General features: G+C 52.2%; 24 protein-coding genes. 8 read left to right on the forward strand and 16 right to left on the reverse strand.

Annotation, left to right across the window (positions count from 1 at the left end; all coding sequences use genetic code 11):
* Positions 1 to 162 precede the first annotated feature (162 nt).
* The 3 genes from sbcD to araJ all read left to right on the forward strand — a co-directional run bounded on the left by sbcD (position 163) and on the right by araJ (position 5,868).
* Complete coding sequence (gene sbcD, locus BZK42_RS22305) at positions 163 to 1,365, forward strand: exonuclease subunit SbcD (protein WP_047501945.1); 1,203 nt, start codon at positions 163 to 165, stop codon at positions 1,363 to 1,365.
* Positions 1,362 to 4,508 (forward strand): exonuclease subunit SbcC, encoded by a 3,147-nt coding sequence (sbcC, locus tag BZK42_RS22310; protein ID WP_080860284.1) that lies wholly within the window; start codon positions 1,362 to 1,364, stop codon positions 4,506 to 4,508. The genes sbcD and sbcC overlap by 4 nt, the downstream gene beginning before the upstream one ends.
* 187 nt (positions 4,509 to 4,695) lie before the next feature.
* Positions 4,696 to 5,868, forward strand: a complete 1,173-nt coding sequence (gene araJ, locus BZK42_RS22315) for an MFS transporter AraJ (RefSeq protein WP_080860286.1) — start codon at positions 4,696 to 4,698, stop codon at positions 5,866 to 5,868.
* 27 nt (positions 5,869 to 5,895) lie between these two features.
* Here araJ and mak read toward each other — a convergent pair whose 3' ends face one another.
* A complete protein-coding gene (gene mak, locus BZK42_RS22320) occupies positions 5,896 to 6,804 on the reverse strand; it encodes a fructokinase (protein WP_047501951.1) in 909 nt (302 codons plus the stop codon).
* Between the two features lie 91 nt (positions 6,805 to 6,895).
* Here mak and rdgC point away from each other — a divergent pair, with 91 nt between their 5' ends.
* On the forward strand, positions 6,896 to 7,807 hold the full coding sequence (gene rdgC / locus BZK42_RS22325; RefSeq protein ID WP_003021479.1) for a recombination-associated protein RdgC: 912 nt from the start codon (positions 6,896 to 6,898) through the stop codon (positions 7,805 to 7,807).
* 50 nt (positions 7,808 to 7,857) lie between these two features.
* On the opposite strand, the gene ppnP is transcribed toward rdgC, so the two are convergent.
* The 5 genes from ppnP to BZK42_RS22350 all read right to left on the reverse strand — a co-directional run bounded on the left by ppnP (position 7,858) and on the right by BZK42_RS22350 (position 10,543).
* A complete protein-coding gene (gene ppnP / locus BZK42_RS22330; protein WP_016152010.1) occupies positions 7,858 to 8,142 on the reverse strand; it encodes a pyrimidine/purine nucleoside phosphorylase in 285 nt (94 codons plus the stop codon).
* A gap of 71 nt (positions 8,143 to 8,213) precedes the next feature.
* On the reverse strand, positions 8,214 to 8,891 hold the full coding sequence (locus BZK42_RS22335; RefSeq protein WP_016155840.1) for an AroM family protein: 678 nt from the start codon (positions 8,889 to 8,891) through the stop codon (positions 8,214 to 8,216).
* A 247-nt stretch (positions 8,892 to 9,138) separates the two neighbouring features.
* Complete coding sequence (gene yaiA / locus BZK42_RS22340; protein ID WP_080860288.1) at positions 9,139 to 9,330, reverse strand: protein YaiA; 192 nt, start codon at positions 9,328 to 9,330, stop codon at positions 9,139 to 9,141.
* A gap of 26 nt (positions 9,331 to 9,356) precedes the next feature.
* The gene (aroL, locus tag BZK42_RS22345; protein WP_016155838.1) at positions 9,357 to 9,902 is read right to left on the reverse strand and encodes a shikimate kinase AroL; all 546 of its coding nucleotides are present in this window, start codon (positions 9,900 to 9,902) and stop codon (positions 9,357 to 9,359) included.
* Positions 9,903 to 10,087: 185 nt separating this feature from the next.
* Entirely contained in the window at positions 10,088 to 10,543 is a 456-nt protein-coding gene (locus BZK42_RS22350; protein ID WP_016155837.1) for a YaiI/YqxD family protein, read from the reverse strand.
* 148 nt (positions 10,544 to 10,691) lie between these two features.
* Between BZK42_RS22350 and proC the strand changes: the two genes are divergently transcribed.
* Positions 10,692 to 11,501, forward strand: a complete 810-nt coding sequence (gene proC / locus BZK42_RS22355; RefSeq protein WP_016152005.1) for a pyrroline-5-carboxylate reductase — start codon at positions 10,692 to 10,694, stop codon at positions 11,499 to 11,501.
* A 17-nt stretch (positions 11,502 to 11,518) separates the two neighbouring features.
* On the opposite strand, the gene adrA is transcribed toward proC, so the two are convergent.
* The 5 genes from adrA to BZK42_RS22380 form a co-directional block, all read right to left on the reverse strand.
* The gene (adrA, locus tag BZK42_RS22360) at positions 11,519 to 12,634 is read right to left on the reverse strand and encodes a diguanylate cyclase AdrA (RefSeq protein WP_088583121.1); all 1,116 of its coding nucleotides are present in this window, start codon (positions 12,632 to 12,634) and stop codon (positions 11,519 to 11,521) included.
* A 91-nt stretch (positions 12,635 to 12,725) separates the two neighbouring features.
* The gene (gene psiF / locus BZK42_RS22365) at positions 12,726 to 13,046 is read right to left on the reverse strand and encodes a phosphate starvation-inducible protein PsiF (RefSeq protein ID WP_003830956.1); all 321 of its coding nucleotides are present in this window, start codon (positions 13,044 to 13,046) and stop codon (positions 12,726 to 12,728) included.
* A 97-nt stretch (positions 13,047 to 13,143) separates the two neighbouring features.
* Positions 13,144 to 14,559, reverse strand: a complete 1,416-nt coding sequence (phoA, locus tag BZK42_RS22370; RefSeq protein WP_019076143.1) for an alkaline phosphatase — start codon at positions 14,557 to 14,559, stop codon at positions 13,144 to 13,146.
* 104 nt (positions 14,560 to 14,663) lie between these two features.
* Complete coding sequence (locus tag BZK42_RS22375) at positions 14,664 to 14,906, reverse strand: sigma-S stabilization anti-adapter protein IraP (protein WP_016152002.1); 243 nt, start codon at positions 14,904 to 14,906, stop codon at positions 14,664 to 14,666.
* 249 nt (positions 14,907 to 15,155) lie between these two features.
* Complete coding sequence (locus BZK42_RS22380; protein ID WP_080860290.1) at positions 15,156 to 16,352, reverse strand: multidrug efflux MFS transporter; 1,197 nt, start codon at positions 16,350 to 16,352, stop codon at positions 15,156 to 15,158.
* A 302-nt stretch (positions 16,353 to 16,654) separates the two neighbouring features.
* Between BZK42_RS22380 and ddlA the strand changes: the two genes are divergently transcribed.
* Positions 16,655 to 17,749, forward strand: a complete 1,095-nt coding sequence (gene ddlA / locus BZK42_RS22385) for a D-alanine--D-alanine ligase (RefSeq protein WP_080860292.1) — start codon at positions 16,655 to 16,657, stop codon at positions 17,747 to 17,749.
* Between the two features lie 25 nt (positions 17,750 to 17,774).
* On the opposite strand, the gene BZK42_RS22390 is transcribed toward ddlA, so the two are convergent.
* Positions 17,775 to 17,996, reverse strand: a complete 222-nt coding sequence (locus tag BZK42_RS22390) for a DUF2754 domain-containing protein (protein ID WP_019076140.1) — start codon at positions 17,994 to 17,996, stop codon at positions 17,775 to 17,777.
* Between the two features lie 264 nt (positions 17,997 to 18,260).
* Between BZK42_RS22390 and BZK42_RS22395 the strand changes: the two genes are divergently transcribed.
* Positions 18,261 to 18,584 carry a DUF2755 family protein gene (locus BZK42_RS22395; protein ID WP_016151998.1) on the forward strand — a complete coding sequence of 108 codons (324 nt, stop codon included), beginning with the start codon at positions 18,261 to 18,263 and terminating at the stop codon, positions 18,582 to 18,584.
* Here BZK42_RS22395 and BZK42_RS22400 read toward each other — a convergent pair.
* Together BZK42_RS22400 and sbmA are read right to left on the reverse strand one after the other, a co-directional pair.
* The gene (locus tag BZK42_RS22400; RefSeq protein ID WP_019076139.1) at positions 18,569 to 19,672 is read right to left on the reverse strand and encodes a DUF1615 domain-containing protein; all 1,104 of its coding nucleotides are present in this window, start codon (positions 19,670 to 19,672) and stop codon (positions 18,569 to 18,571) included. The genes BZK42_RS22395 and BZK42_RS22400 overlap by 16 nt on opposite strands.
* Before the next feature lie 16 nt (positions 19,673 to 19,688).
* Positions 19,689 to 20,909, reverse strand: a complete 1,221-nt coding sequence (gene sbmA, locus BZK42_RS22405) for a peptide antibiotic transporter SbmA (protein WP_016155831.1) — start codon at positions 20,907 to 20,909, stop codon at positions 19,689 to 19,691.
* Positions 20,910 to 21,292: 383 nt separating this feature from the next.
* Here sbmA and ampH point away from each other — a divergent pair, with 383 nt between their 5' ends.
* Positions 21,293 to 22,450: a D-alanyl-D-alanine-carboxypeptidase/endopeptidase AmpH gene (gene ampH / locus BZK42_RS22410; protein ID WP_080860294.1), complete on the forward strand. Its 1,158-nt coding sequence runs from the start codon at positions 21,293 to 21,295 to the stop codon at positions 22,448 to 22,450.
* A 1-nt stretch (position 22,451) separates the two neighbouring features.
* Here the strand turns inward: ampH and iprA are convergent, their stop codons facing one another.
* Positions 22,452 to 23,075: a hydrogen peroxide resistance inhibitor IprA gene (gene iprA / locus BZK42_RS22415; RefSeq protein WP_080860295.1), complete on the reverse strand. Its 624-nt coding sequence runs from the start codon at positions 23,073 to 23,075 to the stop codon at positions 22,452 to 22,454.
* 90 nt (positions 23,076 to 23,165) lie between these two features.
* The gene (gene ehaB, locus BZK42_RS22420) at positions 23,166 to 26,090 is read right to left on the reverse strand and encodes an autotransporter adhesin EhaB (protein ID WP_080860297.1); all 2,925 of its coding nucleotides are present in this window, start codon (positions 26,088 to 26,090) and stop codon (positions 23,166 to 23,168) included.
* Positions 26,091 to 26,569: the final 479 nt, after the last annotated feature.

The raw sequence follows: 26,569 nt of genomic DNA on the forward strand, positions 1-26,569 counted from the left end.
TGCCATCAATACAGTGCCATTATGCGTCAGTTTTATGACAGATTTATGAAAAGATAGTCCAGGTTTAACGCAGCCCGGCGAATTATGACAGCCCGGAGACAAGATATTCCCACTCGTGAAGGGTTATAATTCCCGCCATTGTTTTACCGTCATGGAACTCTTATGCGCATCCTTCACACGTCTGACTGGCATCTGGGCCAAAATTTCTACAGCAAGAGCCGCGCCGCCGAGCATCAGGCCTTTCTCGACTGGCTGCTGGAAACGGCACAATCCCAGCAGGTGGATGCCATTATTGTGGCAGGCGATATTTTCGATACCGGCTCACCGCCTAGCTATGCCCGTGAGCTGTATAACCGTTTTGTCGTCAATCTGCAGCAAACCGGCTGTCATCTGGTGGTGCTGGCAGGCAACCACGACTCCGTCGCCACACTCAATGAATCCCGAGATATTCTGGCGTTTCTCAACACCACGGTGGTTGCCAGCGCTGGTCATGGGCCGCAGATACTGCCGCTACGCGACGGTACGCCGGGGGCGATCCTGTGTCCGGTGCCTTTTTTACGTCCGCGCGACATCATCACCAGCCAGGCCGGGCTGACAGGACAAGAAAAACAACAGCATTTACTGGGCGCAATCACCGACTACTATCAGCAGCAGTATCAGGATGCCTGCACGCTGCGCGGCGACCACAATCTCCCCATCATTGCGACCGGGCATTTGACCACCGTTGGAGCCAGTAAAAGCGACGCCGTACGTGACATTTATATCGGTACGCTGGACGCTTTCCCGGCGCAAAACTTCCCACCGGCAGACTACATCGCGCTGGGACATATTCACCGGGCGCAGATTATCGGCGGCACGGAACATATTCGCTACTGCGGCTCGCCGATTGCCCTCAGTTTTGACGAGTGCGGCAAAAGCAAATGTGTACATCTGGTGAGCTTTGACGCGGGGAAACTCAGCGCCGTTGAAAATCTCACCGTGCCGGTTACGCAGCAGCTTGCGGTACTGAAAGGCGATTTAGCCGCCATTACTACCCAGCTTGAGCAGTGGCGCGGCGTGCAGCAAGAGCCACCGGTGTGGCTGGATATTGAAATCACCACCGACGACTACCTGCATGATATGCAACGTAAGATCCAGGCCTTAACCGAAGATTTACCGGTAGAGGTGCTACTGGTGCGCCGCAGTCGGGAACAGCGCGAACGCATTATGGCCAATGAACGACGTGAAACGTTAAGCGAGCTGAGCGTGGCAGAGGTTTTTGACCGCCGCCTGGCGCTGGAAGAACTCGAAGAACCGCAGCGTGAGCGGCTTAACCAGCTGTTTAGCGCAACCTTACAAACGCTTGCCGGGGAGGCTGAAGCATGAAAATTCTCAGCCTGCGCCTGAAAAACCTCAACTCCCTGAAGGGAGAATGGAAAGTCGATTTTACGGCAGAACCGTTTGCCAGCAACGGGTTGTTCGCTATCACCGGGCCAACGGGCGCGGGGAAAACGACCCTGCTGGACGCAATTTGCCTTGCGCTGTACCACGAAACGCCGCGCCTGAATACCGTGTCACAGTCGCAAAACGACCTGATGACCCGCGACACCGCGGAGTGTCTGGCCGAGGTCGAGTTTGAGGTGCGGGGCGAAGCCTACCGCGCATTCTGGAGCCAGAACCGGGCGCGCAATCAGCCGGAGGGCAATCTGCAGGTCCCTCGCGTAGAGCTGGCCCGCTGCTCCGACGGTAAAATCCTCGCCGATAAGGTCAAAGATAAGCTGGAGATGACCGCCGAGCTTACCGGGCTGGATTACGGACGTTTTACCCGTTCGATGCTGCTGTCTCAAGGGCAGTTTGCCGCATTTCTTAATGCCAAACCGAAAGAGCGCGCCGAGCTGCTGGAAGAGCTGACCGGCACTGAGATCTACGGCCAAATCTCCGCCATGGTATTTGAAAAGCACAAATCAGCGCGTACGGAACTGGAAAAACTGCAGGCCCAGGCCAGCGGTGTTGCGCTGTTAGCGCCAGAGCAATTGCAATCTCTGACAGAAAGTTTGCAGGTACTTACTGACGAAGAAAAACAATACCTTACCAGCCAACAAGCCCAGCAGCAGCACCTCAACTGGCTCATGCGGCAAAATGAGCTACAGGCGGAGATAAACCGCCACCAGCAGGCATTACAGGCTGCACTTCAGGCGCAGGAAGAGGCGCAGCCGCAACTGGCGGCGCTGAGTCTGGCACTCCCGGCCAGAGCGTTACGCCCACACTGGGAGCGAATCCAGGAACAAACGGCTACGATTGACCGTACGCGACAGAAGATTCAGGAAGTGAATGCTCGCTTACAAAGCAGCTTAGCGCTGCGCGGACGTATTCGTCAGCAGGCACAAACGCAGTCGGCCGCTATGCTCGCCGGACAGCAAACGTTAACCGACTGGCTGAAAGAACATGACCGCTTCCGCTTGTGGAGTAGCGAACTGGCAGGATGGAAAGCGCTGCTGGCCCAACAGTCCGACGCCAGCGCCCAACTGCGCCAGTGGCAGCAGTTGCGGGAGAACGACACGCGCAAGCTCGATGCGCTGGCGATTCCCACGCTGACCCTTTCGGCACAACAGGTAACGGAAGCGCTGGCGCAACATGTGCAGCTTCGTCCGTTACGCCAGCGGCTGAGTAATCTGCACGGGCAAATCGCCCCGAAGCAAAAGCAACTGGCGCAGCTACGCGCCACGCTTGTGCAGCGTCAGCAGGAGCTGGCCCAGCGCAATGCGGTGCTTACAGAAAAGCGTCAGCGCTATAAAGATAAAAATCAGCAGCTTGCCGATGTGAGAATCATTTGCGAGCAGGAAGCCCGGATCAAAGATCTGGAAAGCCAGCGGGCACTATTGCAATCCGGCATGCCTTGCCCACTTTGCGGCTCCACCACGCACCCGGCGATTGAACGCTATCAAACGCTCGAACTGAGTGTGAATCAGACACGGCGTGAAGCGCTGGAAAAAGAGGTCAAAACGCTGGCCGATGAGGGTTCAACGCTACGCGGTCAACTTGAGGCGATAACCCAGCAACTTCAGCGCGATGAACGCGAAGTACAAACGCTTTCTCAGGAAGAGCAAGCACTTACTCAAGAGTGGCAGACAGTCACCGCCAGCCTCAACGTGACGCTGCAACCGCAGGATGACATCGCCCCGTGGCTTGCCGCCCAGGAAGAGCACGAGCAGCAGCTTCACCAGTTGAGTCTGCGTCATACCCTGCAGGCGCAAATCACCGCACACACAGAGCAGATTACTCAGCTCCAGCAGCATATTGACCAGCGTCAGGCAACGTTAACCGCCGAGCTGGCCCGTCATGGTCTGTCCCTTCCGGCCGAGGGTGAAGTCGCCTCATGGCTGAGCGAGCGGGCGAACGAAGCGCAAATGTGGCAGCAGCGCCAAAACGAACTGACTGAATTACAGGCTCGAATCGCCCAGCTTGCGCCGGTGCTGGAAACGCTGCCTGAAACCGATGCGCTTGGTGAAAACATTGAGAATCTGTCGCTGGAAAACTGGCGGCAGGTGCACGACGATTGTCTCTCTTTACAGGGGCAGTGGCAAACCTTACAGCAGCAGGAGGCGCAGGAGGTTCAGCGCGCAGCAGAAATTCAGGCGCAGTTTGATACCGCATTGCAGGCCAGCATCTTTGCCGATCGCGACGCCTTTGTTGCCGCCCTGCTGGATGAAGAGACCTTTAACCGCCTTGAACAATTGAAGCAATCACTGGAAGGCCAGCGACAGCAGGCGCAAACGCTGCTTAATCAGGCGCAGCAGGCGCTGGCGACTCATCAACAACAGCTACCAACCGGGGTGGATCTCACGCTCACCGTGCAACATCTTCACGACGCGCTGGCGCAACTCACCCAGCAGCTACGGGAGAACACCACTCGTCAGGGCGAAATTCGCCAGCAGCTCAAGCAGGATGGTGAAAACCGCCAGCAGCAGCAGGCGCTGATGCTCGAGATTGCGAAAGTCGCACAGCAGGTCGAAGACTGGGGCTATCTGAACGCGCTGATCGGCTCGAAAGAGGGAGATAAATTCCGCAAGTTTGCCCAGGGGCTGACGCTGGATAATCTGGTCTGGCTTGCCAACAACCAGTTGACCCGACTGCACGGTCGCTATTTGTTGCAGCGCAAGGCCAGCGAAGCGCTGGAGCTGGAAGTGGTTGATACCTGGCAGGCCGATGCCGTGCGTGACACGCGTACGCTTTCCGGCGGCGAGAGCTTCCTCGTGAGTCTGGCGCTGGCGCTGGCGTTGTCCGATCTGGTCAGCCACAAAACGCGAATTGACTCCCTGTTCCTCGACGAAGGTTTCGGCACGTTGGACAGCGAAACGCTGGATACCGCCCTGGATGCGCTCGATGCGCTCAACGCCACTGGCAAAACTATTGGTGTCATCAGCCACGTTGAAGCGATGAAAGAACGCATTCCGGTGCAGATCAAGGTCAAAAAAATCAACGGACTGGGCTACAGCAAACTCGATAAAATGTTTGCAGTTGATGCCTGATAGCAGCTCAGCACCTGGAGGCCGGATATGCGCCAGCGCTATCCGGCACAGCACATAGCACGATCGTGAATACACAAAGACGGATATGAAATGGCATTCCACTTCGCTTATCCGCAAGCTATCTCTATTGGCGGCGAACGTTCGCCGCTATGGCGCACATCGTGCGTCTTTCTTGTTGGCAGGTGGTATGAAAAAAGTCATTTTCTCTTTAGCTCTGGGGACATTTGGGCTGGGCATGGCCGAGTTTGGCATCATGGGTGTACTCACCGAGCTGGCGCGGGACGTGGGAATTACCATCCCTGCCGCTGGCCATATGATTTCGTTTTACGCTTTTGGCGTGGTGCTGGGCGCGCCTATTATTGCGCTCTTTTCCAACCGCTTTTCTCTCAAGCATATTCTGCTGTTTCTGGTCACGCTGTGCGTGATCGGCAACGCCATCTTCACCCTCTCCTCCTCATATTTAATGCTGGCGGTGGGCAGGCTGGTTTCCGGCTTTCCACACGGCGCGTTTTTTGGCGTTGGCGCGATTATCCTGTCGAAGCTGGCCCGTCCGGGAAAAGTCACCGCCGCCGTCGCGGGCATGGTTTCGGGTATGACCGTTGCTAATCTGATTGGTATTCCCATCGGCACCTGGCTGAGTCAGGAATTTAGCTGGCGCTACACGTTTCTGCTGATAGCCGTCTTTAATATCGCCGTGATGGTCTCGATAACTTTTTGGGTACCCAACATCAGCGATGAAGCAAAAGGGAAACTGCGCGAACAATTTCACTTTTTGAAAACCCCCGCCCCGTGGCTCATCTTTTCCGCCACCATGTTTGGTAACGCCGGGGTTTTCGCCTGGTTCAGCTACGTCAAACCGTACATGATGTTCATCTCCGGCTTTTCCGAAGCGCTGATGACCTTCATCATGATGCTGGTAGGATTGGGGATGGTGTTGGGAAATCTGCTGAGCGGTCGCCTTTCTGGCCGCTATACGCCGCTGCGTATTGCGGTAATAACCGACTTTGTAATTGTGCTGGCTCTGCTGCTGCTCTTTGCCTTTGGCGGGATCAAAGCCGCGTCGCTGACCTTCGCCTTTATTTGCTGCGCGGGCCTGTTTGCCCTGTCGGCGCCGCTGCAAATTTTGCTGCTGCAAAATGCTAAAGGGGGTGAGCTGCTGGGTGCGGCAGGAGGGCAAATTGCCTTTAATCTCGGCAGCGCAATTGGCGCCTGGTGCGGTGGTATGATGCTGACGCTGGGCTTTGCCTACAACTACGTGACGTTGCCGGCGGCGCTGCTGTCGTTTTCTGCAATGTCGTCGCTGCTGCTCTACGGTCGCCTGAAGCGCAGCGTATCCCGGATGACTCCCGCTGCCGGATAGCCTCCGCGCTACCCGGCAACGCGAATATTACTCCTGCGGCCACAACCAGGCCGCGCCGCGCACACCGCTGGAGTCACCGTGCAGCGCCTTGCGTAGAGGCGTTTCGCACTCGCCGCCAAAGACAAACTGTTTAATCAACGTTGGCACGTTTTGATACAGTCGGTCGACATTACTCATTCCGCCGCCCAGCACGATTACGTCCGGATCGAGAATATTCACCACATGTGCCAGTGATTTCGCCAGACGCAGCTCGTACCGACTCAACGCCTGTTCCGCCAGGGTATCCCGGGCATTAACAAGACTGATAATTTCACTGCCCTTGAGCGGCTTACCGCTCAGACGCTGGTAGTCGGTGGCAAAACCGGTTCCGGAAATGAAGGTTTCAATACAGCCTTGCTTGCCGCAATAGCAGGGCACTTCCTGCCGATAACGCAGTTCGTCTTCGTCCATCCACGGCAGCGGATTATGCCCCCACTCGCCCGCAGTACCGTTCCCGCCCGTGTGCGCCCGGCCGTTCAGCGCCACTCCAGCGCCACATCCTGTACCGATAATCACCGCAAACACGGTTTGCGCCCCCGCCGCTGCACCATCAACGGCTTCAGAAACCGCCAGGCAGTTGGCATCATTTGCCAGCCGCACTTCGCGATTCAGACGCGTACTCAGGTCTTTGTCAAAAGGTTGCCCGTTAAGCCAGGTCGAGTTGGCATTCTTCACCACTCCGGTGTAAGGCGAAATTGAACCGGGAATGCCCATCCCCACGGTTCCCGACTGCCCGGTGGCCTTTTCCGCCATCTCCACCAGCGCGGCGATGGTTTCTATCGTTTGCCGATAATCATCACGCGGCGTGGGCAGGCGATGGCGAAAAAGCTGTTCGCCTGCATCGCCAAGCGCGATAACTTCCGTTTTCGTACCGCCTAAATCGATACCTATACGCACTGTTTGCTCCTCTTCCCGATTAACAATGCAAGCATAGCGACAATTCGCTATCATGCCCGCTGGATTTAACGACAAGGCCGTGGAAATTATCATGCTGTGGTTCAAAAATTTAATGGTTTACCGTCTTAGCCGCGATGTTTCTTTGCGTGCCGAAGAGATGGAAAAACAGCTGGCATCAATGACGTTCACCCCTTGCGGTAGCCAGGATATGGCAAAAATGGGCTGGGTTCCGCCGATGGGATCGCACAGCGATGCATTAACGCATACCGCCAATGGCCAAATTATTATCTGCGCCCGCAAAGAAGAAAAAATTCTGCCGTCGCCGGTTATCAAACAGGCGCTGGAAGCCAAAATATTCAAACTGGAAGCTGAGCAAGGTCGCAAACTCAAGAAGACCGAAAAAGACTCGCTGAAAGATGAAGTTCTGCACTCATTGCTGCCGCGCGCCTTTAGCCGTTTCAGCCAGACGATGATGTGGATCGATACCGTCAACGATCTGATCATGGTTGATTGCGCGAGTGCGAAGAAAGCCGAAGATACGCTGGCGCTGCTGCGTAAGAGTCTCGGTTCGCTGCCGGTCGTTCCGCTGACGATGGAAAACCCCATTGAGCTGACGCTGACCGAATGGGTTCGCTCCGGCACAACGGCACAGGGATTCCAGTTACTGGATGAAGCCGAACTAAAAGCGATCCTTGAAGACGGCGGCGTGATCCGCGCGAAAAAGCAGGATCTGGTCTGCGACGAAATCGCCGTGCATATCGAAGCGGGCAAACTGGTCACCAAGCTGGCCCTCGACTGGCAGCAGCGCATTCAGTTCGTGATGTGTGACGACGGCTCTATTAAGCGTTTGAAGTTTAGCGACGAGCTGCGCGATCAGAACGAAGATATTGACCGCGAAGATTATGCTCAGCGTTTTGATGCCGATTTCATCCTGATGACGGGTGAACTGGCGGCGCTGATTAAAAGTCTGGTGGAAGGATTAGGCGGCGAAGCGCAACGTTAAGCCGTACTTACCGAATGGCGGCACAATGTCGCCATTCGTCATTTCTATGCTTACAGATAGCGGCAAAGATAGGATGTTGGCTCTGCCACCTGCAGATGAAACTCACTGTTGCCCGGTACGTTGAATACGTCCCCTGCGGCATACACCTTCCACTCGGTTTCCCCCGGCAGCAGCACGTTCAGTGCGCCGCTAACGACAGTCATCTCTTCAGGCGCCGCAGTACTAAAGGTATATTCGCCTTCAGCCATCACGCCAACACTGGCGCGGCCAGTACTGCTGCTGGTAAAACCGATCGATTTTACTTTGCCGGAAAAGTATTCATTACTTTGAAGCATACAACTGGCCCTATCTCGTGATTAAGTTGAGAACCAATATAGGGGGCTGACGTTCCACCTGTCACGTAAAATTACGCCAACAGCTCCGAAGCCAGTCGGGCAATCAACACATTAGACAGAAGAACCGGGACATCCAGCGATTTTTGCAGTAAATCACGATGGCGTTGATTGAACCCCAGACAATCCAGCATGATCACATCCGCGCCTTGCTCCAGTAGTTCTTTCCCGGCATCAATTAATTGTTGTTCGGTACCTTCGATCGGATTCGCCACGGCATACACTGGTGGAGTTTGTAACACCTGCCATTTTTGCGTCTGGGCTTTGAGCAATTCGGTGACGGGGACAATAACCCCGACCTGATGCCCATCGACAATCGAGGCCACCAGCGGGGGGATAATACGTAACGGCTCCAGCAGAATACTATTGCGGGCGGTCAGGCGAGCGATTGAGGCGGTACTCATCAGCAGGATCACGTCAAAGCCCTGGTTATCCAGCACCTCCACGATACTTTGCAGCGAGCGCTCTACCTTCTGGCGTGAGACATGCGCAAGTTGGTGGTCGCTGAGCAGCGTTAATAAAGGCTCGTCACCGGGCGAAACGCCGTACTCAGCCATCACATCTTCTCGCCGCATCTGTCCAAGCAGACTGTGGTGAGTAATGTGCTGTTCATCGATATATTCCGTCAGGAGCGGTAACACCTCACACATTGGCACCACGCCAATCGTGAGGATAGCCAACGACGCACTCATTTGTTGCTCCACCATCTTCTTACTTTGCTGTGAAATCCCGGGCAAGTGCCGGGCGCTGACCTGCGCTACAAATGCTCAAAAGCGTAGCAGCTGATCGGCGGTGTATTGTGTAAAGATTCCAAATCATTCCGGTACTGGATTGTTATTGCTTAATTTTCAATTTTAACGGTATACGGCGAAATTTAAGAAAATGTGATGAACGCCCGTCGTGGCACTTTTCAGACTCGTGCCAGGACGGTGCTTAATATCAGGTTTTATCGGGGTCTTCGTAGCGTTTTTTGGCATCCCTGGCTTCCTGCGCAGAAGGATGCTCACTGATCAACGTATTCGGTTTAGGGTGATCGGCTCGAAGTTGATACCAGGTTACCGTCTGGCCTGGCGTCCCCTTTTCAACCGTAACAATGTTCGCTTGACGTGGGTAAGGTGGTTTTGTCGGCATAGTTCTTCCTTTTCACTGGATGAACATTAAGTATAGACACCGCCCTGTAACCGTGGCGCTGCCTGCGCCAGTATCTCAAGAATGTCTTCCACCACCTGCGCAGGTTTATGGGTAGCATCAACGATGTAGTGCGCAGCTTCACGGTACAGAACATCGCGCTGGGCGAGCACTTCCTGCACCTCTTCAGTCAACGGCTTACCGGTTAAGGTTGGGCGCAATCCCTCTTCAGGCGTGGCCTCCAGACGATCAACCAGTACTGATACCGGTGCGCTTAAATAGATAACCACGCCGTGGCTGCGCATGTAATGACGATTAAATTCGGTAAGAATGATACCGCCGCCGGTCGCAACAACCGTCGCTGGGGCTGTGACGGCCTGCAGAGCGCTCGTCTCCTGGGCACGAAACCCTTCCCATCCTTCCCTTTCGACGATCTCCGCCACGGTCATCTGCACGTGCGATTGCAACCAGCGATCGGTATCGACAAACTGGAAATCGATAGCCTTCGCCAGCGCCATACCGGTAGTTGTCTTACCACACCCCCGGGGGCCGACAAGATAAAGAGGTTGCGTCATTACAGAAATTCCCCAGGGAGCCGCGAGCGAGCGGGATCTGATGCGGTTAAAGATATAATCATATCACCAAACTAGTACATCGCCAAAACGTAAAGAAAAAATTACATATAGGGTAGCTGTACCTATTAACCCCTACTATAACAAGAATTCACCATGAATAAAGTGTAAATAATAAATTACACGCTTTATTTTCTGCGCTGTACTTCCAGCCACCACTTATCAAGCTCAGCAGCAAAATGCTGCCTGTCTCGTGGTGAAAGGCTGTCCGGCCCGCCGGTCTGAATACCGCTGGCGCGTAGCGTATCCATAAAATCACGCATCATCAGACGCTCACGGATCGTGGCTTCGGTATAACGTTCACCGCGCGGATTAAGCGCCGCCGCACCTTTTTCAATGACTTCTGCCGCCAGCGGGATATCCGCTGTTATCACTAAATCACCGGCACTACACTGGCGCACAATCTCGTTATCCGCCACGTCAAACCCGGCGGGAACACGTAATGTGCGGATAAACCGCGAAGACGGGACGCGCAAACTCTGGTTTGCTACCAAAATAAGCGGCATCTGCATGCGCTCAGAAGCGCGGTACAAAATATCTTTAATCACATTCGGACACGCATCGGCATCCACCCATATTGTCATAATTTCTCCCCACTGATGTGCAGTTGCACATTGTCGCGTGCTTTTACTTGCAGGCAAAGTGCTGTTTATCCTTCTGCACGTATTCAATCCGCGCTAAGCTTAGCTTTCCCAGGTAAAACAATGAATATCACGCATAGGGAGTGACAAAATGGACAAGAAAATCGGTTTTATCGGCTGCGGTAATATGGGCAAAGCGATACTTGGCGGCATGATCGCCAGCGGCCAGGTTCTCCCCGGACAAATCTGGGTCTACACCCCTTCCCCCGATAAAGTCGCTGCATTGCACGACCAGTACGGTATTAATGCGGCGCAGTCTGCGCAAGAGGTCGCGCAAATCGCTGACATTGTTTTTGGGGCCGTAAAACCAGGCATAATGATTAAAGTGCTGAGCGAAATTACCTCCAGCCTGAACAAAGACTCCCTGGTCGTCTCGATTGCCGCTGGCGTCACCCTCGATCAGCTCGCCCGCGCGCTAGGCCATGACCGTAAAATCATTCGCGCGATGCCAAACACGCCGTCACTGGTGAATGCCGGAATGACTTCCGTCACACCGAACGCCTTAGTCACGCCAGAAGACACCGCCGACGTGCTGAATATCTTCCGCTGCTTTGGCGAAGCGGAAGTCATTGCGGAGGCAATGATTCATCCGGTCGTTGGCGTCAGTGGTTCAGCCCCGGCTTATGTGTTTATGTTTATTGAAGCGATGGCGGACGCCGCCGTGCAGGGTGGCATGCCTCGCGCGCAAGCTTATAAATTCGCGGCGCAGGCAGTAATGGGTTCGGCGAAGATGGTGCTGGATACGGGTAAACATCCCGGAGAACTGAAGGATATGGTGTGCTCGCCTGGTGGAACCACCATTGAAGCGGTACGCGTCCTGGAAGAACGAGGTTTTCGTTCATCAGTGATTGAAGCGATGATTAAGTGCATGGAGCAGTCGGAAAAACTCAGCCGCTCCTGAGTTAACACAGCCGGACGTCAGGCCGCCGCCTCAGTGCGGTTACGTCCGGAATTCTTTGCTTTGTAGAGCGCCATATCCGCCGACTTTAACCATTCTCGATAATGCTCGGTTTCTGCGGTCAGCGGCGCAACGCCCACGCTGATCCGCAGAGCAACCTGCGGCGCGCAGGATAAACGCAGTTGGCCAAGTCGTTCGTGAACGCGAGACATCGCCGCAATCGCGCTGGTTGCCGGCGTGCCGCACATAATCACCGCAAACTCATCACCGCCAAAGCGCCCGATCACGTCGCTACCGCGTAAGGTCATCTGCAACTGGCGGGTCAGCGCGACAATCGCCTGATCCCCAACGTCATGACCCCAGGTATCATTAATGCTCTTAAAATGGTCGATATCGATAATCAGTAACGTGGCGTCACGCTGGTAGCGGCGGCAATTATCAAATTCATTACGCAGTAACAGTTCCCAATGGCGGCGGTTGTACACCCCAGTCATGCCATCTCGCGTACTCATCACCTGTAAACGGCGTTTATGTTCCGCCAGCTTGATGACCGTCTGGTAGCTGACCCAGGCAAACAGCAGCGGATAAATCACCAGCACCGGCAGCGTCAATAGCACGCTAAGTTGAGTACTGCTAAAAGCGACGGAGATATCGGTTAACTGTAACGTCACCAGGCATGAAACCATCATCAAAACGGCGCCTGCGATGAATATTCGCATCCCGCCTGCGCCCATCAGGTTGATGCAGATAATCATCAGCAGCGCCGTGGATGGCAACAGGTTTACGCCCATAATCCCTATCCACATACCGGCAAGAATGGCATCGGCTTTTAAGTTGGTAAATTCGCTATGCAGAGGATCGTCGGCTTTGCTGGCCAACTGCCAGGCCAAATGCGGCCAGACAAACGCCCATCCCACCAGTAATAGCCACCAGCCACCGGTAATGGGCTGAGCAACTAATACCGACGCGATAGGGAAAAACATTCCCCCCAATCCCACCGCTCGCGGCAGCCTGATTCGTCGGGCGAATCGCAGACCGGAACGTTGGTGGTCATTTTGATGAAGCGATAAAAATGCTTCATTCGGGACGACCTTCTTTTGATAAAAGTTTTCATCATTCATTGTATTTGGGAATATTCTGAAACAAATTTCCCAAATTATAGGAAGGGGTCTGGTGGCGGAAGTATGATATTTCGGGTGAGCGATTTTACCTGCTCACCCGTAAGTGCTACGCAGATTTCTTCAGGCAAGCGCTCATAAATTTATTACGATCATCACCTTTCAGAGACTGCTCCGTCGCCTTAACGTTACATTCACGCATTTTTTGCTGCTGCGGCGTCAGGCTCTTTTCCTCCGGCGCAGATTTACTGTTTTTCAGGCAATCACTCATATATGTCTTACGCGCATCCCCTTTTAAGGTCTGCGCCGTTGCCTGCTGATTGCAGGTGGTCATACGCTGTTGTTGCGGGGTTAAAGTCTTCTCGGCAGCACCGACGGTAGTTAAAAAAATCAGACCAAAAAGCAGCGTCATTAATAATGTAATTTTCATAGCATCCTTCTTTTCTGAACGACAACACACAGGTAAGTTTGGCTGCTAACGATAAAAATACCACCCGGCGGCAAAAGTATTGCCGCCGGGCGTCGGGTTATTTCAGTCCTAACGCCGCTTTCATGGTGTAAAACAGGTCGGTTTGATCGGTCAGGCCGACCACATTCGCCGCGTGCGGGCCATAGGCTGCAATTCGCAGCTGGCTGCCGGTGTGCTCCTGAGATTCCTCTTCAGAGTTGCCGTAGCTGATGACCATGACCGCGCCATCTTTGGTGTTCAGCGCCTGGGTCAGGCCTGGTGCTTTGGTATCCGGCGCGACAATCTGGCTGGCATGTGCGTGGTCAGCGGTTACCACCACCAGGGTGTTGCCATCTTTCTTCGCAAAGGCAAGCGCGCGCTGTACCGCTTCGTCCAGATCGACCGTTTCGCCAATCTGTCCGCACGGGTTGGCGGCGTGGTCCTGTTTATCGATTGACGCCCCTTCCACTTGCAGGAAGAAACCTTTCTCATTTTTGCTTAACAGCTCAATCGCTTTATCCGTCATCTGCGCCAGCGTTGGCACGCTGTCGTCACGCTTTGGATTTGGCGTACAGGTCACAACCGGCTTATCCAGATTGCCATGATAAGACGCTTTCGGACCTTCCCAGCGCACGGGCATATTGCCGTCAGAGAACAGGCCCAGCAGAGGTTTATCCTGATTAGCTTCGGTAATCGCCGCCAGCGTCGCGGTATCACTCACCATCTGATAACCGCGGGCCAGGGCTTGTTCACGCAACGTTTTACCCTGCCACTCGCCTGCCGCAGCGGTTTCCGCAAACGTTTTGGCCCCGCCGCCCAGCGTAACGTCAGCCCTGGCATTCAGTAATTGTTCGGTGATTGACCCTTTACCGCCTTTTTCCAGCGCATTGGTTGGGCATTTTTCACGTGTCACGCCTGGGCCATAGCACTTACGCGAAGTCACATGGGCAACCAGCGCCGCCGGAGTAGCATCCTGCAATTCAGCGGTAGAAACGTTGCCCGTCGCCAGCCCCGCCGCTTTTGCCATTTCAAGAATTGTGGCGTGATCTTTTTCATGAATATCAACGCCCAACGCGCCATTATAGGTTTTCACACCGGTGGTCCACGCCGTCGCGGATGCCGCAGAATCCGTCACATAATCGGGTTTACCCGTTTTCTTATCCAACGCATAGTGCGTGTATTGTCCGGTCAACGGTAAAGCATCAATTCCTTTAAAAAAGCCGCCTGCGCCTTCGGCATAATTTCGCGCGGCCGTTATTTCTGAGTCCCCCATCCCATCGCCAATCAATAAAATAATATTTTTGGCAGGTTTATCGCTCAGAGATTCGCGCAGAGCCGCCGTTTGATCGGCAGACAATCGGCGGGCGCCGCCCGGCGTGGTGATATCACCCTGAGCGGCACGATTATCCATAACCGCTATGGCAGAGGTTTCTGCATTAATAACCGGGGTAAACAGCAAAGGTAACAGGGCAATAGCGAGTGCGCTTTGTTTCACTTTATTTTCTCCATGTATAAATACGGTAAAATTAAAACAAAGCGACTATAAGTATTTGATGTGACACTTTTATGATAATTTGTGGATGACGCACCACGGATTACTCAAAACGCTTTTGGCACACTCTCGCCAGCGTTATGAACGTTGGTCAGAAACGCAGGCATACGGCCTTCTCCAGCCAAAGCCCCTTCAATTTGGCGAATAAATATTTGCCGATCGTTACACGTCATATTGCGCAGCATTTCGATGATTACCTGCTCCAGCGTTTCAACCTGCGCCGTCAGTTCTTGCGACTCTTCTTCTTTTTGGGCGAGCTTAAGTAACAACTCAGTAACGAGATTTTTCATTTACGTATTCCCTTAACCAAATATAGGCCACGTTATCATTAAGACTCACAACTGCCTAGTGGATGAAAGTTGTATTTTCATAAGAAATAAAACGTTTTGCGAAAACAATCACAACACAAAATAAGGGAGAAGGAGTCTTATCGCAGAATTATTCCATATAAAAGGGTAAGGGGATTAATAATCACCTGGATATATAAATGCATAATGATGGATTAACAACGCTGACTGGCAGCGTTGTTAATCAGGTACTCAGCGTGCGCAGCGCCGACGTCGCAACGCGATAGCCAGTTGCCAGATGTTGATAAGCACAATGCTCGCCGTGGCAATAAACACCCAGCGAAAGCCCGCCATTGCCGAAACTGTTGCCCCCATTAATGGCCCGGCTACGTTGCCGAGGTACATAAATGACTGGTTATAACCAAAAATGCGCCCGGTTATCTGGTCGCTGGAGTATTTCACCAGCAACGTCTGCACCGCGGGCAACATCGCGCCGTCGGCAAAGCCGAGCAGAAAACGTAAGATCCCCAACTGCAACGGCGTATTGACCCATGACATGGCGAAAAACAACACGACGGCGAAGATTAACGTGGCCATTAAAATCCGCTCGGTCCCAATACGATCGCCTAATTTACCTAGCCGGGGCGCAGAAATCAGCGCCGAGATGCCCGGAACCGAAGCAATCAGCCCGCTGAGAAAGGCAATATTAGAACTGTCTGGGACCATTGATTTAATAAACAGCGCCAGAATTGGCCCAATTGAGCCGTTACATAACTGGATCACCATCGTAGTAAAAAACAGGCTGATCACCAGCGCCGGATAAGGCAGCGAGGCAAAGACGGCCTTCCCGCTCAGGCGTTCGCTTTTTTTGATTGTCGGGCGCACACCTTCTTTGATAAAGAACAGCGTGACCAGAAAACTCACTACCAGCAAAGCCGCGGTAATACAGAATACCGCCCGTAAGCCAACGTGGTCGGCAATAAAGCCCCCCATCAGCGGTCCGCCAATAACGCCGCTAATTTGCGCCGTCGAGAGCGTACTCAGCGCCCACCCGCTGCGTTCGCGCGGAACCTGTGAGGCTACCAGCGCCATCGCATTGGGAATATAGCCAGACGTTAACCCCATGATCCCACGCAGCAGAAAAAGCTGCCAGACGTTAGTGGCAAAGGCCTGCAGTAAAATCGCAATCGCCATACCCAAAGAGGCCCGCAGCAGCATCAGCTTGCGTCCTTTACGGTCGGCTAAACTCCCCCACATCGGAGAGACGATGGCTGAAATCAGGAAGGTGACGCTAAACGTTAAGCCAGACCACATTGAGAGTGCTTCATGGGAGCTTACCCCCAGTTGGGAGATATAGAGCGGTAAAAAAGGCAGGATTTGGCTGATTGCCAGGCCGGTGAAAAAGCAACCGAACCATACGGAAATGAGGTTGACTCTCCAGGATTCCATAGGGACTCATAACGATAAGTAGCTGAAAACTGCGAGCAGCTTAACAAATTACTTAGCCAAATAAGGGTCCACAGGTGCGATATATCACAGTTTAGGATTTTATCTTCCCGCTCATCATATTTGTGATATACCTCACATCAACCCCACAATATCAGCAGGGGTTTATGCTCCGCGTCCGTTCTGCGCGTTTGCGCTTATCTGTTCCTCTGTTGCCCACCAAAACAATCTGCCAGAAGCCGAGGAAACCTGCGTTTTGTCGTGGTAATGTATGTGCTTTGCATTCATGGAATGGGTTTTTTAAGATGGCAAAGTTGCGGGTAGGAATCGTATTTGGTGGTAAATCAGCGGAACATGAAGTGTCATTGCAATCGGCAAAAAATATTGTCGATGCCATCGACAAGACTCGCTTTGACGTTGTGCTGTTAGGTATTGATAAGGAAGGGCAATGGCACATTAGCGATGCCAGTAACTATCTGCTCAATTCAGATGATCCAGCGCATATTGCGCTGCGTCCTTCCGCGACCAGCTTGGCTCAGGTCCCGGGTAAACAAGAGCACCAGTTGATCGATGCGCAAAACGGTCAGCCACTGCCAACGGTCGATGTTATTTTCCCGATCGTACACGGCACGTTGGGTGAAGATGGCTCTCTGCAGGGTATGCTGCGCGTGGCGAATCTGCCGTTCGTCGGTTCTGATGTCCTGGGTTCTGCGGCCTGTATGGATAAAGACGTGACCAAACGTCTACTGCGCGATGCCGGATTAAACATCGCGCCATTTATTACGCTCACCCGTGCCAATCGCAACCGCATCAGCTTTGCCGAGGTGGAATCCCGCCTTGGCCTGCCGCTGTTTGTGAAACCAGCCAACCAGGGCTCATCCGTTGGCGTCAGTAAAGTGACCAGCGAAGCGCAATACGATCAGGCCGTCACGCTGGCATTTGAATTCGACCATAAAGTCGTGGTGGAACAAGGGATTAAGGGCCGCGAGATCGAATGCGCGGTGCTGGGCAACGATCAACCGCAGGCCAGTACCTGTGGCGAGATCGTGCTGAACAGTGATTTTTACGCTTACGACACCAAATACATTGACGATAACGGTGCCAAAGTGGTTGTTCCGGCAGCGATCGCACCGGAAGTTAACGATAAGATCCGCGACATTGCTATTCAGGCTTATCAGGCGCTGGGCTGCGCCGGTATGGCGCGCGTGGACGTTTTCTTAACCGCAGAGAACGATGTTGTGATCAATGAGATCAACACGCTGCCGGGCTTTACCAACATCAGCATGTATCCAAAATTGTGGCAGGCGAGCGGCTTAGGCTACACCGATTTGATCACTCGCCTGATCGAACTGGCGCTGGAACGTCATGCGGCGGATAGCGCGTTGAAAACCAGTATGTAAACCCGCCTGGATGCCTGATCGATAGCTATTGGGCATCCTTTGCTTCTTCTTCATCTTCCACGCGGCGACGGATAATTAATCCGGCCAGCCAAAAGCTAATCACCCACGTCACCAACCCCACCGCATAGGTCTGCCATCCCTGCGCTTCAAAACCCAGTAAGCCCACCACCCCGTTCAGAATAAAGATAAGCCCAATAGCGAAGGCATAGTAGTGCCAGTCTCGGCGGATTTTAACAGGCAGGTTCATAACAGCTCCGGTGGAAATACAACGTGAAAGCGCATCCTCGCACATTTCCTCATAGACGTCTGTGGCCTGTGCGGAATTTCTGAAATGTAACTTAATTTCACTTAAGGTTACGTAATTGTGACAACCAGCAAAAAACCGAGATCCAGGAATAATCTCTACCTGAAATTACCATCATTCTGATATTGACATTGCCGATCACCTGTCAGACTCACTGTCAGTTCCAGGCATCACGTCAAAAAAAGCAGGTTATTTCCGGAGGTCTTTATGGCTGATTTTACGCTCTCAAAATCCCTGTTTAAGGGCAAGCATCGGGATACCTCCTCCCTGCCCGGCAACATTGCGTATGCCGTATTTGTGCTGTTTTGCTTTTGGGCAGGCGCGCAGGTTTTAAATCTGTTGGCCCACGCTCCCGGCATCTATGAACAGCTGATGCAGTTGCAAATGCAAGAGACAGGACGCCCACGAGTTGAAATTGGCTTAGGCGTCGGTACCCTTTTTGGGCTGGTCCCTTTCCTTGCCGGAAGTCTGATTCTTGGCGCCATCGCGGCATTCGTGCGCTGGCGCCGCCGTCATCATAATGATGACTGACCCATACATTTCGCCCGACGATCGTCCACCCGTTTCGCAAACCACGCGGTAGTCAGATTACGTGTAATCTTCGGGCTTTCCAGCTGAATGCCTGGCAGCATTTCACGGGGTAGCGCTTTCCCAGTCTTCGCTTCCGCCAGCTTATAGACCTTCTCGTACAGCGCGGTATCTTCAAAAGCCAGACTGTCACCTTTTTGCAGTTGGCGGTGGATCTCACTCTCGCTCATCCCCAGCTTGCCGGCCAGTTTACGTACCGCCAGCTCGGTTTTGCCCGGCTCGCTGCTGCCGTAGAGAATCAAGTCACCATCCATCGCCAGCTTCACTCCGCTGGCTTTACTGACCGCATTCTGGAAAGCCGCATTGCGGCTGGCATACCATCCCGCATTGAAATCGGCGAAACGGAAGATTGGCGCGCTGTAATTCGCCGGGTAGTTAAGCAGATGATACGTACCGAACCACAACCCACCGCGGCGGCTGAACACTTCCTGACGAACTGTTCCCGCCATTTTCCACGGATACCCGTCGGCGTGCTGCTCGGCAAACGCGATACTGACCTGCATTGGCCCACCGGTATGTACCGGATTAAGCGAACCAAACAGCGTCTGCCCCATCGGTACCATATTGATAAAATCATCAAAAATGGCGCTAAGCTGTTTTTCCGTTTTCACCGTATCCAGACGCTCGCTGTAGCTTTTCCCCGTTGGCGAGTTAATCTTCAGTGCGGTATGCACCACAAACTGCGGGATATGCATACGCTCGGCGCGCCGGTCGATCTCTTTCCAGGCGATTTTACTTAAGTTTGGAACGGCCGGATCCGCCTGATAGTTTGACTCCTGTTGCGCGACCGCCAGCACCGAACAGATATTTTCAACCGTCGGCGCCAGCTTCTGGCTTTCAAACGTCTTCGCTAAATCCTGCGCCCATGCGTCCCGGTCTTTCACGCTGGCGGGCATTTTCTGGCGCACCACGCTCGCCACATCGACGGCTTTCTCCCCTTTTTTTAGCGGCTGCGCGGGTTGGCTACTACATCCCACCAGCACCAGAGCGGCCAGACCGGACAAGGGGTAAAGACGGGAAACCGTCGACATAACATCTCCTTTTTTATTAACTAAGCGTATGGGTAACTTCCTGAATATCCTGGCCATCAAGCTCACGTTCAAAGCTGCGCAGACGCTTATAAATAGACATCAGTTCGACTAACGTTGTCCAGGAGTTAATCAAATACTGGAACGAGCCGCGCACCTGGCCAAACACGTTGGTGATTTGCGTCATCAGGCCGAGCGTAATCGTACCGGCAACAATCGACGGAAACAGCAGGAACAAGCCGAAAACGTTATCAACCTGCAGGTATAGAATACGGGCGATATTGAAGTACATATAGTGAAAATAGAGGCGGAAGTAGTTCTGGCGCACCGCATGGAACAGTTCACGCACCGTCGGCGGGGTCGCACGATTAGCGTCATCTTCACCGTAAACCAGTTCTTTACGGTAGGCCGCTTCCACGCGCTGGTTTTTAAACTCCAGCCCCGGAAGTTTGATGCCGACTACCGCCAGCAAGCCGGTTCCCATCAACGACCAGACAATCGCGGCAATCACCAGGCCATAAGGAACATGTCCAACAATTGGCAGGTCCGGCACATGGGCTGAGAGTGTGACCAGTACAGGTAAGAAGGCAATCAGCGTCATAATCGCATTGATAAAGCTGACCCCCATATCTTCAAGCGTGGAGGCAAAACGCATGGTATCTTCCTGCACACGCTGCGCCGCGCCTTCGATATGACGCAGATGCTGCCAGTGCGCCATATAGTGTTCGTTCATTGCGGTACGCCAGCGGAATACATAGTGGCTGACGAAGAAGTTGTTCATCACCCCAATGACCACGGCAATCAGCGCAATGCCAAGAAAGATGCCTACTTCATGATAGAACTGCTCAATCTTCACCTTATGCGGCGCACTCAACGCGGATTGAATCAGATCATAGAATGGCGCATACCAGGCGTTGACGGCGACGCCAACTTCAACCAGAAACCAGGTCACGAAAATAATCAGCGACGTGCCCAGTATGGACCAGTACTGCCAGCGGTGCGGACTGTAGATAAACCAGAACAGCGCGAACACACCAACACAAAGGATGTAATACGCATAAAAAATCAGGTAATCCAGCGACCAGAATCGGGCCGCGCTAATCGGTACGTCTCCCGATGCGCCGGTAATATGCGCAACCCAGGCTCCCCCACCTCCTTGCCAGAATACAACGGCGACCAGTGCCCAAATAAATGCCGAAATAAAGAACGGCCCCGGCTTTGGGAAAAAAGACTTAAACATAGTGCTCTCCTGCTAACTTCTTATCGTTATGACGACTGCTGTGTATTTGCCACCGTGGAGTGCGGCGGCCAGACGGCTTACGCCCAAAAACACAAGCTGAAACCGACAAGTGTGACCAAAACCGCGGCACTTAGTTCGCACCCGGGTATGAAGAATTGTTTCTGTGATTTTCACACTCGACAACGTTCCAGCAAGTGCAGATTATCACAGCGTGAGATCACAAAAGCGAACATCCGTAATCCGGGAAACGCTCGCGTTTACTCATCGTTACGTTTTTCACACTATCATTGGCTGATAAGCGCTTTGCAATACGCCGATGAGTAGTATAAATACGCATACGCACGACATCCTTTTTCACTTTCTCTAACTCATGGACACCACCGTTGAAACGTAGTCTGCTTTTTTCTGCCGCGCTGTGTGCGGCGTCATTGACATCTGTCCAGGCGGCACAGCCTATAACCGATCCGGTCTTCGCCTCTGATATCGTCGATCGTTATGCCGACCATATATTTTACGGCAGCGGTGCTACGGGGATGGCGCTCGTGGTGATTGATGGTAACCAGCGCGTATTTCGCAGCTTCGGCGAAACACGCCCTGGCAATAACGTTCATCCGCAGCTGGATTCCGTTATTCGAATTGCCTCTATTACTAAATTAATGACCAGCGAAATGCTGGTGAAATTACTCGATCAGGGTACGGTTAAACTCAACGATCCATTGAGCAAATATGCGCCGCCTGGCGCGCGCGTGCCAACTTATCAGGGTACGCCGATTACGCTGGTGAATCTGGCGACGCATACCAGCGCGCTGCCGCGCGAACAGCCTGGCGGTGCGGCGAAGCGCCCGGTGTTTGTCTGGCCAACCCGTGAACAGCGCTGGAGCTATCTATCAACCGCCACGCTTAAAGCCGCACCGGGTTCGCAGGCTTCTTATTCCAACCTGGCGTTTGACCTGCTGGCCGATGCGCTGGGAATCGCATCCGGAAAGCCTTATCCGCAACTGTTTGAAGAAAAAATTACCCGTCCGCTGGGAATGAAAGATACCACCTTTACCCCATCCCCCGATCAATGCAGACGCCTGATGGTCGCGGAAAAAGGTGCCAGTCCTTGCAACAATACCCTGGCGGCGATGGGCAGCGGTGGTGTTTATTCAACGCCCGGCGATATGATGCGCTGGATGCAGCAGTATCTCTCATCTGATTTTTACCATCGTAGCCAGCAGGCCGACCGTATGCAGACGCTGATTTATCAGCGTACGCAGTTAACCAAAGTGATAGGGATGGATGTTCCAGGTAGAGCCGATGCGCTGGGTTTGGGCTGGGTCTATATGGCACCGAAGAATGGGCGACCAGGAATTATTCAAAAAACCGGTGGCGGCGGCGGCTTCATTACCTATATGGCGATGATCCCACAGCAAAACGTCGGGGCATTTATCGTGGTGACCCGTTCTCCGCTAACCCGATTTACCAATATGAGCGACGGTATCAACGATCTGGTTGCAGAGCTGAGCGGGAACAAACCGCAGGTTATTCCTACATCCTGACTTAATACTCAAAAGGCAAACGGTTAATGCTCACCAGTTTGCCTTTATTCATTTCAATGTAACCACCTTTACGCAATGCCGCGAGAACCTCAGCGACAACTGAGCGTGAAATTCGTGTGCGTTGGTGAATATAGTTCATGACGCCGATACGCGAACGCAGTACGTCGTCCCATTTCATCATGGATATCAGCGTCGCGCGGATCTGATCGTAGGAGTTATTGCCGATCAGCTGCAGATCGCGCAACTCAAACATGGAATTTTGCCATGCTAACCAGCAAAAGGCTTCACGCCAAAGCTGGCATTGTTCAATTATATTTATCGTTTGCGAAGCAGGCAGGTGGTATCCCGTACAATTACTTTCGGTTATTAATCTGTATTGTACATCTGTTTTCATCACGCCATCAGAAAGGCCCATAATAAAAGGCGCCTGTGCAATCCCGACCAGCACGCTTTCTCCTCTACGTAGGGAAACAACACCACTTAAAATAACAAAAGTTTCGTCACTATTAATATCGCTGGAAAAAATTATTTCTTTGTCGTTATCACACTCAAAGTGCTTACCATATTTCGCTAAACATTTATCAAGCTTACCAAACTCAAGAAGAGGTTTATTTGAAGATAGCATGTGCGCATTCCTTGCAAGAAATGCCCGTCAAATGCGTGACGGGCATTATTTCTAAATAAAATTACCTTTTATTTCTCTGCAAGAAAGTTGTTACCAGGTATATTTAACACCAACGTTTGCAGACCAGTCTTGATCGACATCACCGCCACCGAGGTAATTAGCATCGGTGTACGCGCTGAAGTTCTTGGTGAAGCTGAACTGAGTACCCAGCCCAACGCGTACCGCAGAACCTTCTACGCCGTTGTCGATAGAATCACCGTTTACATCAGAATCGTTGTTAGAGTCGTCGTAAACGTAGGCCAGTTTGAAGTACGGGGTCAGCGCCTGGTCATCGCTGTAGGCGAAGGTATAACCCGCATCTACACCAAGTTCATAACGCATGCTGTCATAAGACTGACCGTCAACTTTCATGTCGTTGCTCAGCTTATAGTCATCACCAGACTGGAACAGACCGGATACGCTACCGTAAGGGGTTACGTAACCTGCTTCACCCAGCTTCAGGTCATAACCCAGTTTCAAGCCGAAGCCCCAGGCATCAGAAGAGGTGCTGCCATCAACATACTGACCGTTGCTCATGCTGGCAGACAGATCGTTGTTGAAGTGGGAGTAGCTTAAGTTACTGTCAACAAAGATGTTGTTCGCAAAACGAGCAGAAGAGTAGAAATAGGCAGTCTGGCTATCCTGATCTACCTGACCGGTACGATCACTCATGTCACCTTTCGCGAAGCCTGCCGCAGCACCGACAATCCACTTAGCGTTGTTACCATCGATTTTGGAATCAACACCGACCATGATGCCGTTAACATCCTGATCATAGTTAATGTTGCCGTTATCCGCATCGAAGCTGCCGCCGAAGTAGCTCACCCATGCACCACCGTTATCTACCAGACCATGACGCGCGTTAGTCAGACGAGTACCAACGGTGTCTTGCTCCAGGTTCCAGATATTGGTGTTGGCAGACGGAATACTCAGCGCCATGTTCGCGTAGTCGGTCAGCTCCATCTGCTGCAGAACAACGGTGTTACCCTGCTGCTGAGCCTGATAGGTGTAAGCACCCAGGTCTGCTTTGTTGGCTGCAGAGAAGGTTGCGGTGCTGTTCTTGTCGTTAACGTAGATCAGCTCGTTACCCTTGTAATCGGTAACAGAACCTGCGCCAGTGGCGTTATCGATGCGAACTTTATAGTTACCGGTTGCCGCTGCTACGTGATCACCGTAGTTATCAACTTCAGACTGATCGCCTGAGGTGTCGGAATCACCGTTACCGTTGATAGTCAGATGACCATCAGAGTTCATCGCGATCACGCCATAACCGTAGTTAGCCTGGCGCGTATCGTTAGTACGATCGTTGGCCAGGTCAGCATTCAACACATAGTTAGCGCTGTTGATGTCGAAAACACCCGCATTAACATGGTTGTAAGCGTCGGTGTAGCTGGTCAGATTCAGGGTATCAACCTGCAGTGCGTTACCGGTGCTGTTGCCCACATCCAGAACGCCGTTGTTGGTGACGTTAATGGTATTGGCATACAGCGCGGCATTAAGCACATTCCAGCCAGCAGAGACATCATCAGCAATCGTTACGGTACTGTTGTCAATAGACAGCGTATTAGTCGCAACACGACCATCTTCATTGATGTTCAGTGCGGAAGCACCGGTCAGAGAGATGGAGTCAGAAACCAGCGCAGAATCGCCCACGTTGACAACGGAACCGCTGTTGATGCTCAGGGTGTCAATCAGAGAAGTTTTGGTGGTATCCCACTGGGAAGCGCCGTTCAGCGTCACGTTGAACAGACCGCTCTGATAAACGGTATTGCCAACCACATGACCATTTTCGTCATAAGAGGATGTGTTGCTATCGATACCGTAGGTTGAAGAAGGCCACAGGCTGTTGGCAGCGATATCAATCAGCGTGGGAGTGGCTTCAGTGCCCTCAGCATAGCTTTCGTAAACGCCATCACCATCAACGTCAACCTGATGGACGGACATTGCCGCACCAACCCACTTGCTGCCGTGGTTCAGGGTCAGATCCAGACGGTCAGTACCATCCCAGCCGTTGGTATCCAGATCGGCATCGGTATCACGGTAAGTATCAGCACCGTTCGGGAAGAAGTTCTCATCAAAGTTGCTGGAGAACAGCACATCTCCCATCAGCGTAGCGTTATCAAACGTGGCGGTGGTCTGCATCGCGTTATCTGCATTGGGATTAGCAATAACCGCCAATGCGATATCATTCGCGTTCCAACCGTTACCGTTGTAGTCGCTCGCATTGCTGGTGTTACCAAACCAGCCGGATCTTCCTTCATCAGACCAGGAACCTGAGGTCAGGGTAGAGTCGGTAACAGCGATAGTGTTGTTAAACACTTCGCCGCTGTTTACGCCGGTGATGACGGTATTATCGTCAATATCATCCCACTCATAACCCTGAGTCAGGGTAATACCCGCGACGTGAGAGTTGTTGGAGATAGACAGATCAACTTCTTGATCCAAAGTGATAGCCGTGCCCAGGTTATAAACGTCGACAACGTGCGTATCAGCCACGTCATTATAGGTACCGTTGTAGGTATAATGTTCGTAGTTGTCATCGATAGTGGAGTTGATGACGTTCATTGCCAGACGGTCGTAGTAATAGTCGGTACCCGTACGGTTAGTACAATCCGTGGTCATACACTCGGATGTCACCATACCGTGAATGGTACTGTTTTTAATCGTCAGGCTGTTATAATTGCCGTTAGTTGACAGTCCATCATCCAGATAATAAGTAGAAATAACGCCGTTGACAGTAGCGTTATTGATTACCGGATAAATATCACCGTTATAAATGCTATCAGTGCCGTAATTGTTCCAACCGACATAGCCATCGAAGTAAACGTCATCAACATGTGATGCGTCATTATAATGGGTGAACGTTGTGTACGTAGTTCCAGAAATATCAGTAGAAGCATTCGCCTGAGAAGTGATTGCCAAAGTACAGGCTAATGCTAATTGTGAGACTACTAGTTTCTTTTTCCAAGTGTGCATTTGTCATCCCTCCTCAGGGACGTAATATAGTTGATCCATCAATTATCAATGCAAAGAAAACATTTTATGTTTCGCGGAGACGATTATGCGGTTTCACAAAGTAAAGGTTCAATTATTCTTTGCTAGTCGTCCGAAACCGGACAACACTACGAATATCCTCACCTCTGACACAAAAAACAAAAAAACTCATTCTTTCAATGAAATACCGTACAACACATCTCTGAATCATATAATTAACAAATAACTCACCACACACCCAAACAAATAAACAATAAATAAAGAGGAATTATCACCAGCCCTACACAAATAAACATATCGATATTTAAAATAATAAAAATAGAAACAAGCAAAATAATGAATATAAATAACTTGCCATAAATGTGAATAAATTGCTCTAATGATTCAGCCTTCCACGATGGAAAATCCAGATATAACGCCAACTTTCGTAAACCACCCACCCTCAGGTTCGGGTATACTAC

It is taken from the genome of Citrobacter braakii, from assembly GCF_002075345.1.
Classification (GTDB): domain Bacteria; phylum Pseudomonadota; class Gammaproteobacteria; order Enterobacterales; family Enterobacteriaceae; genus Citrobacter; species Citrobacter braakii.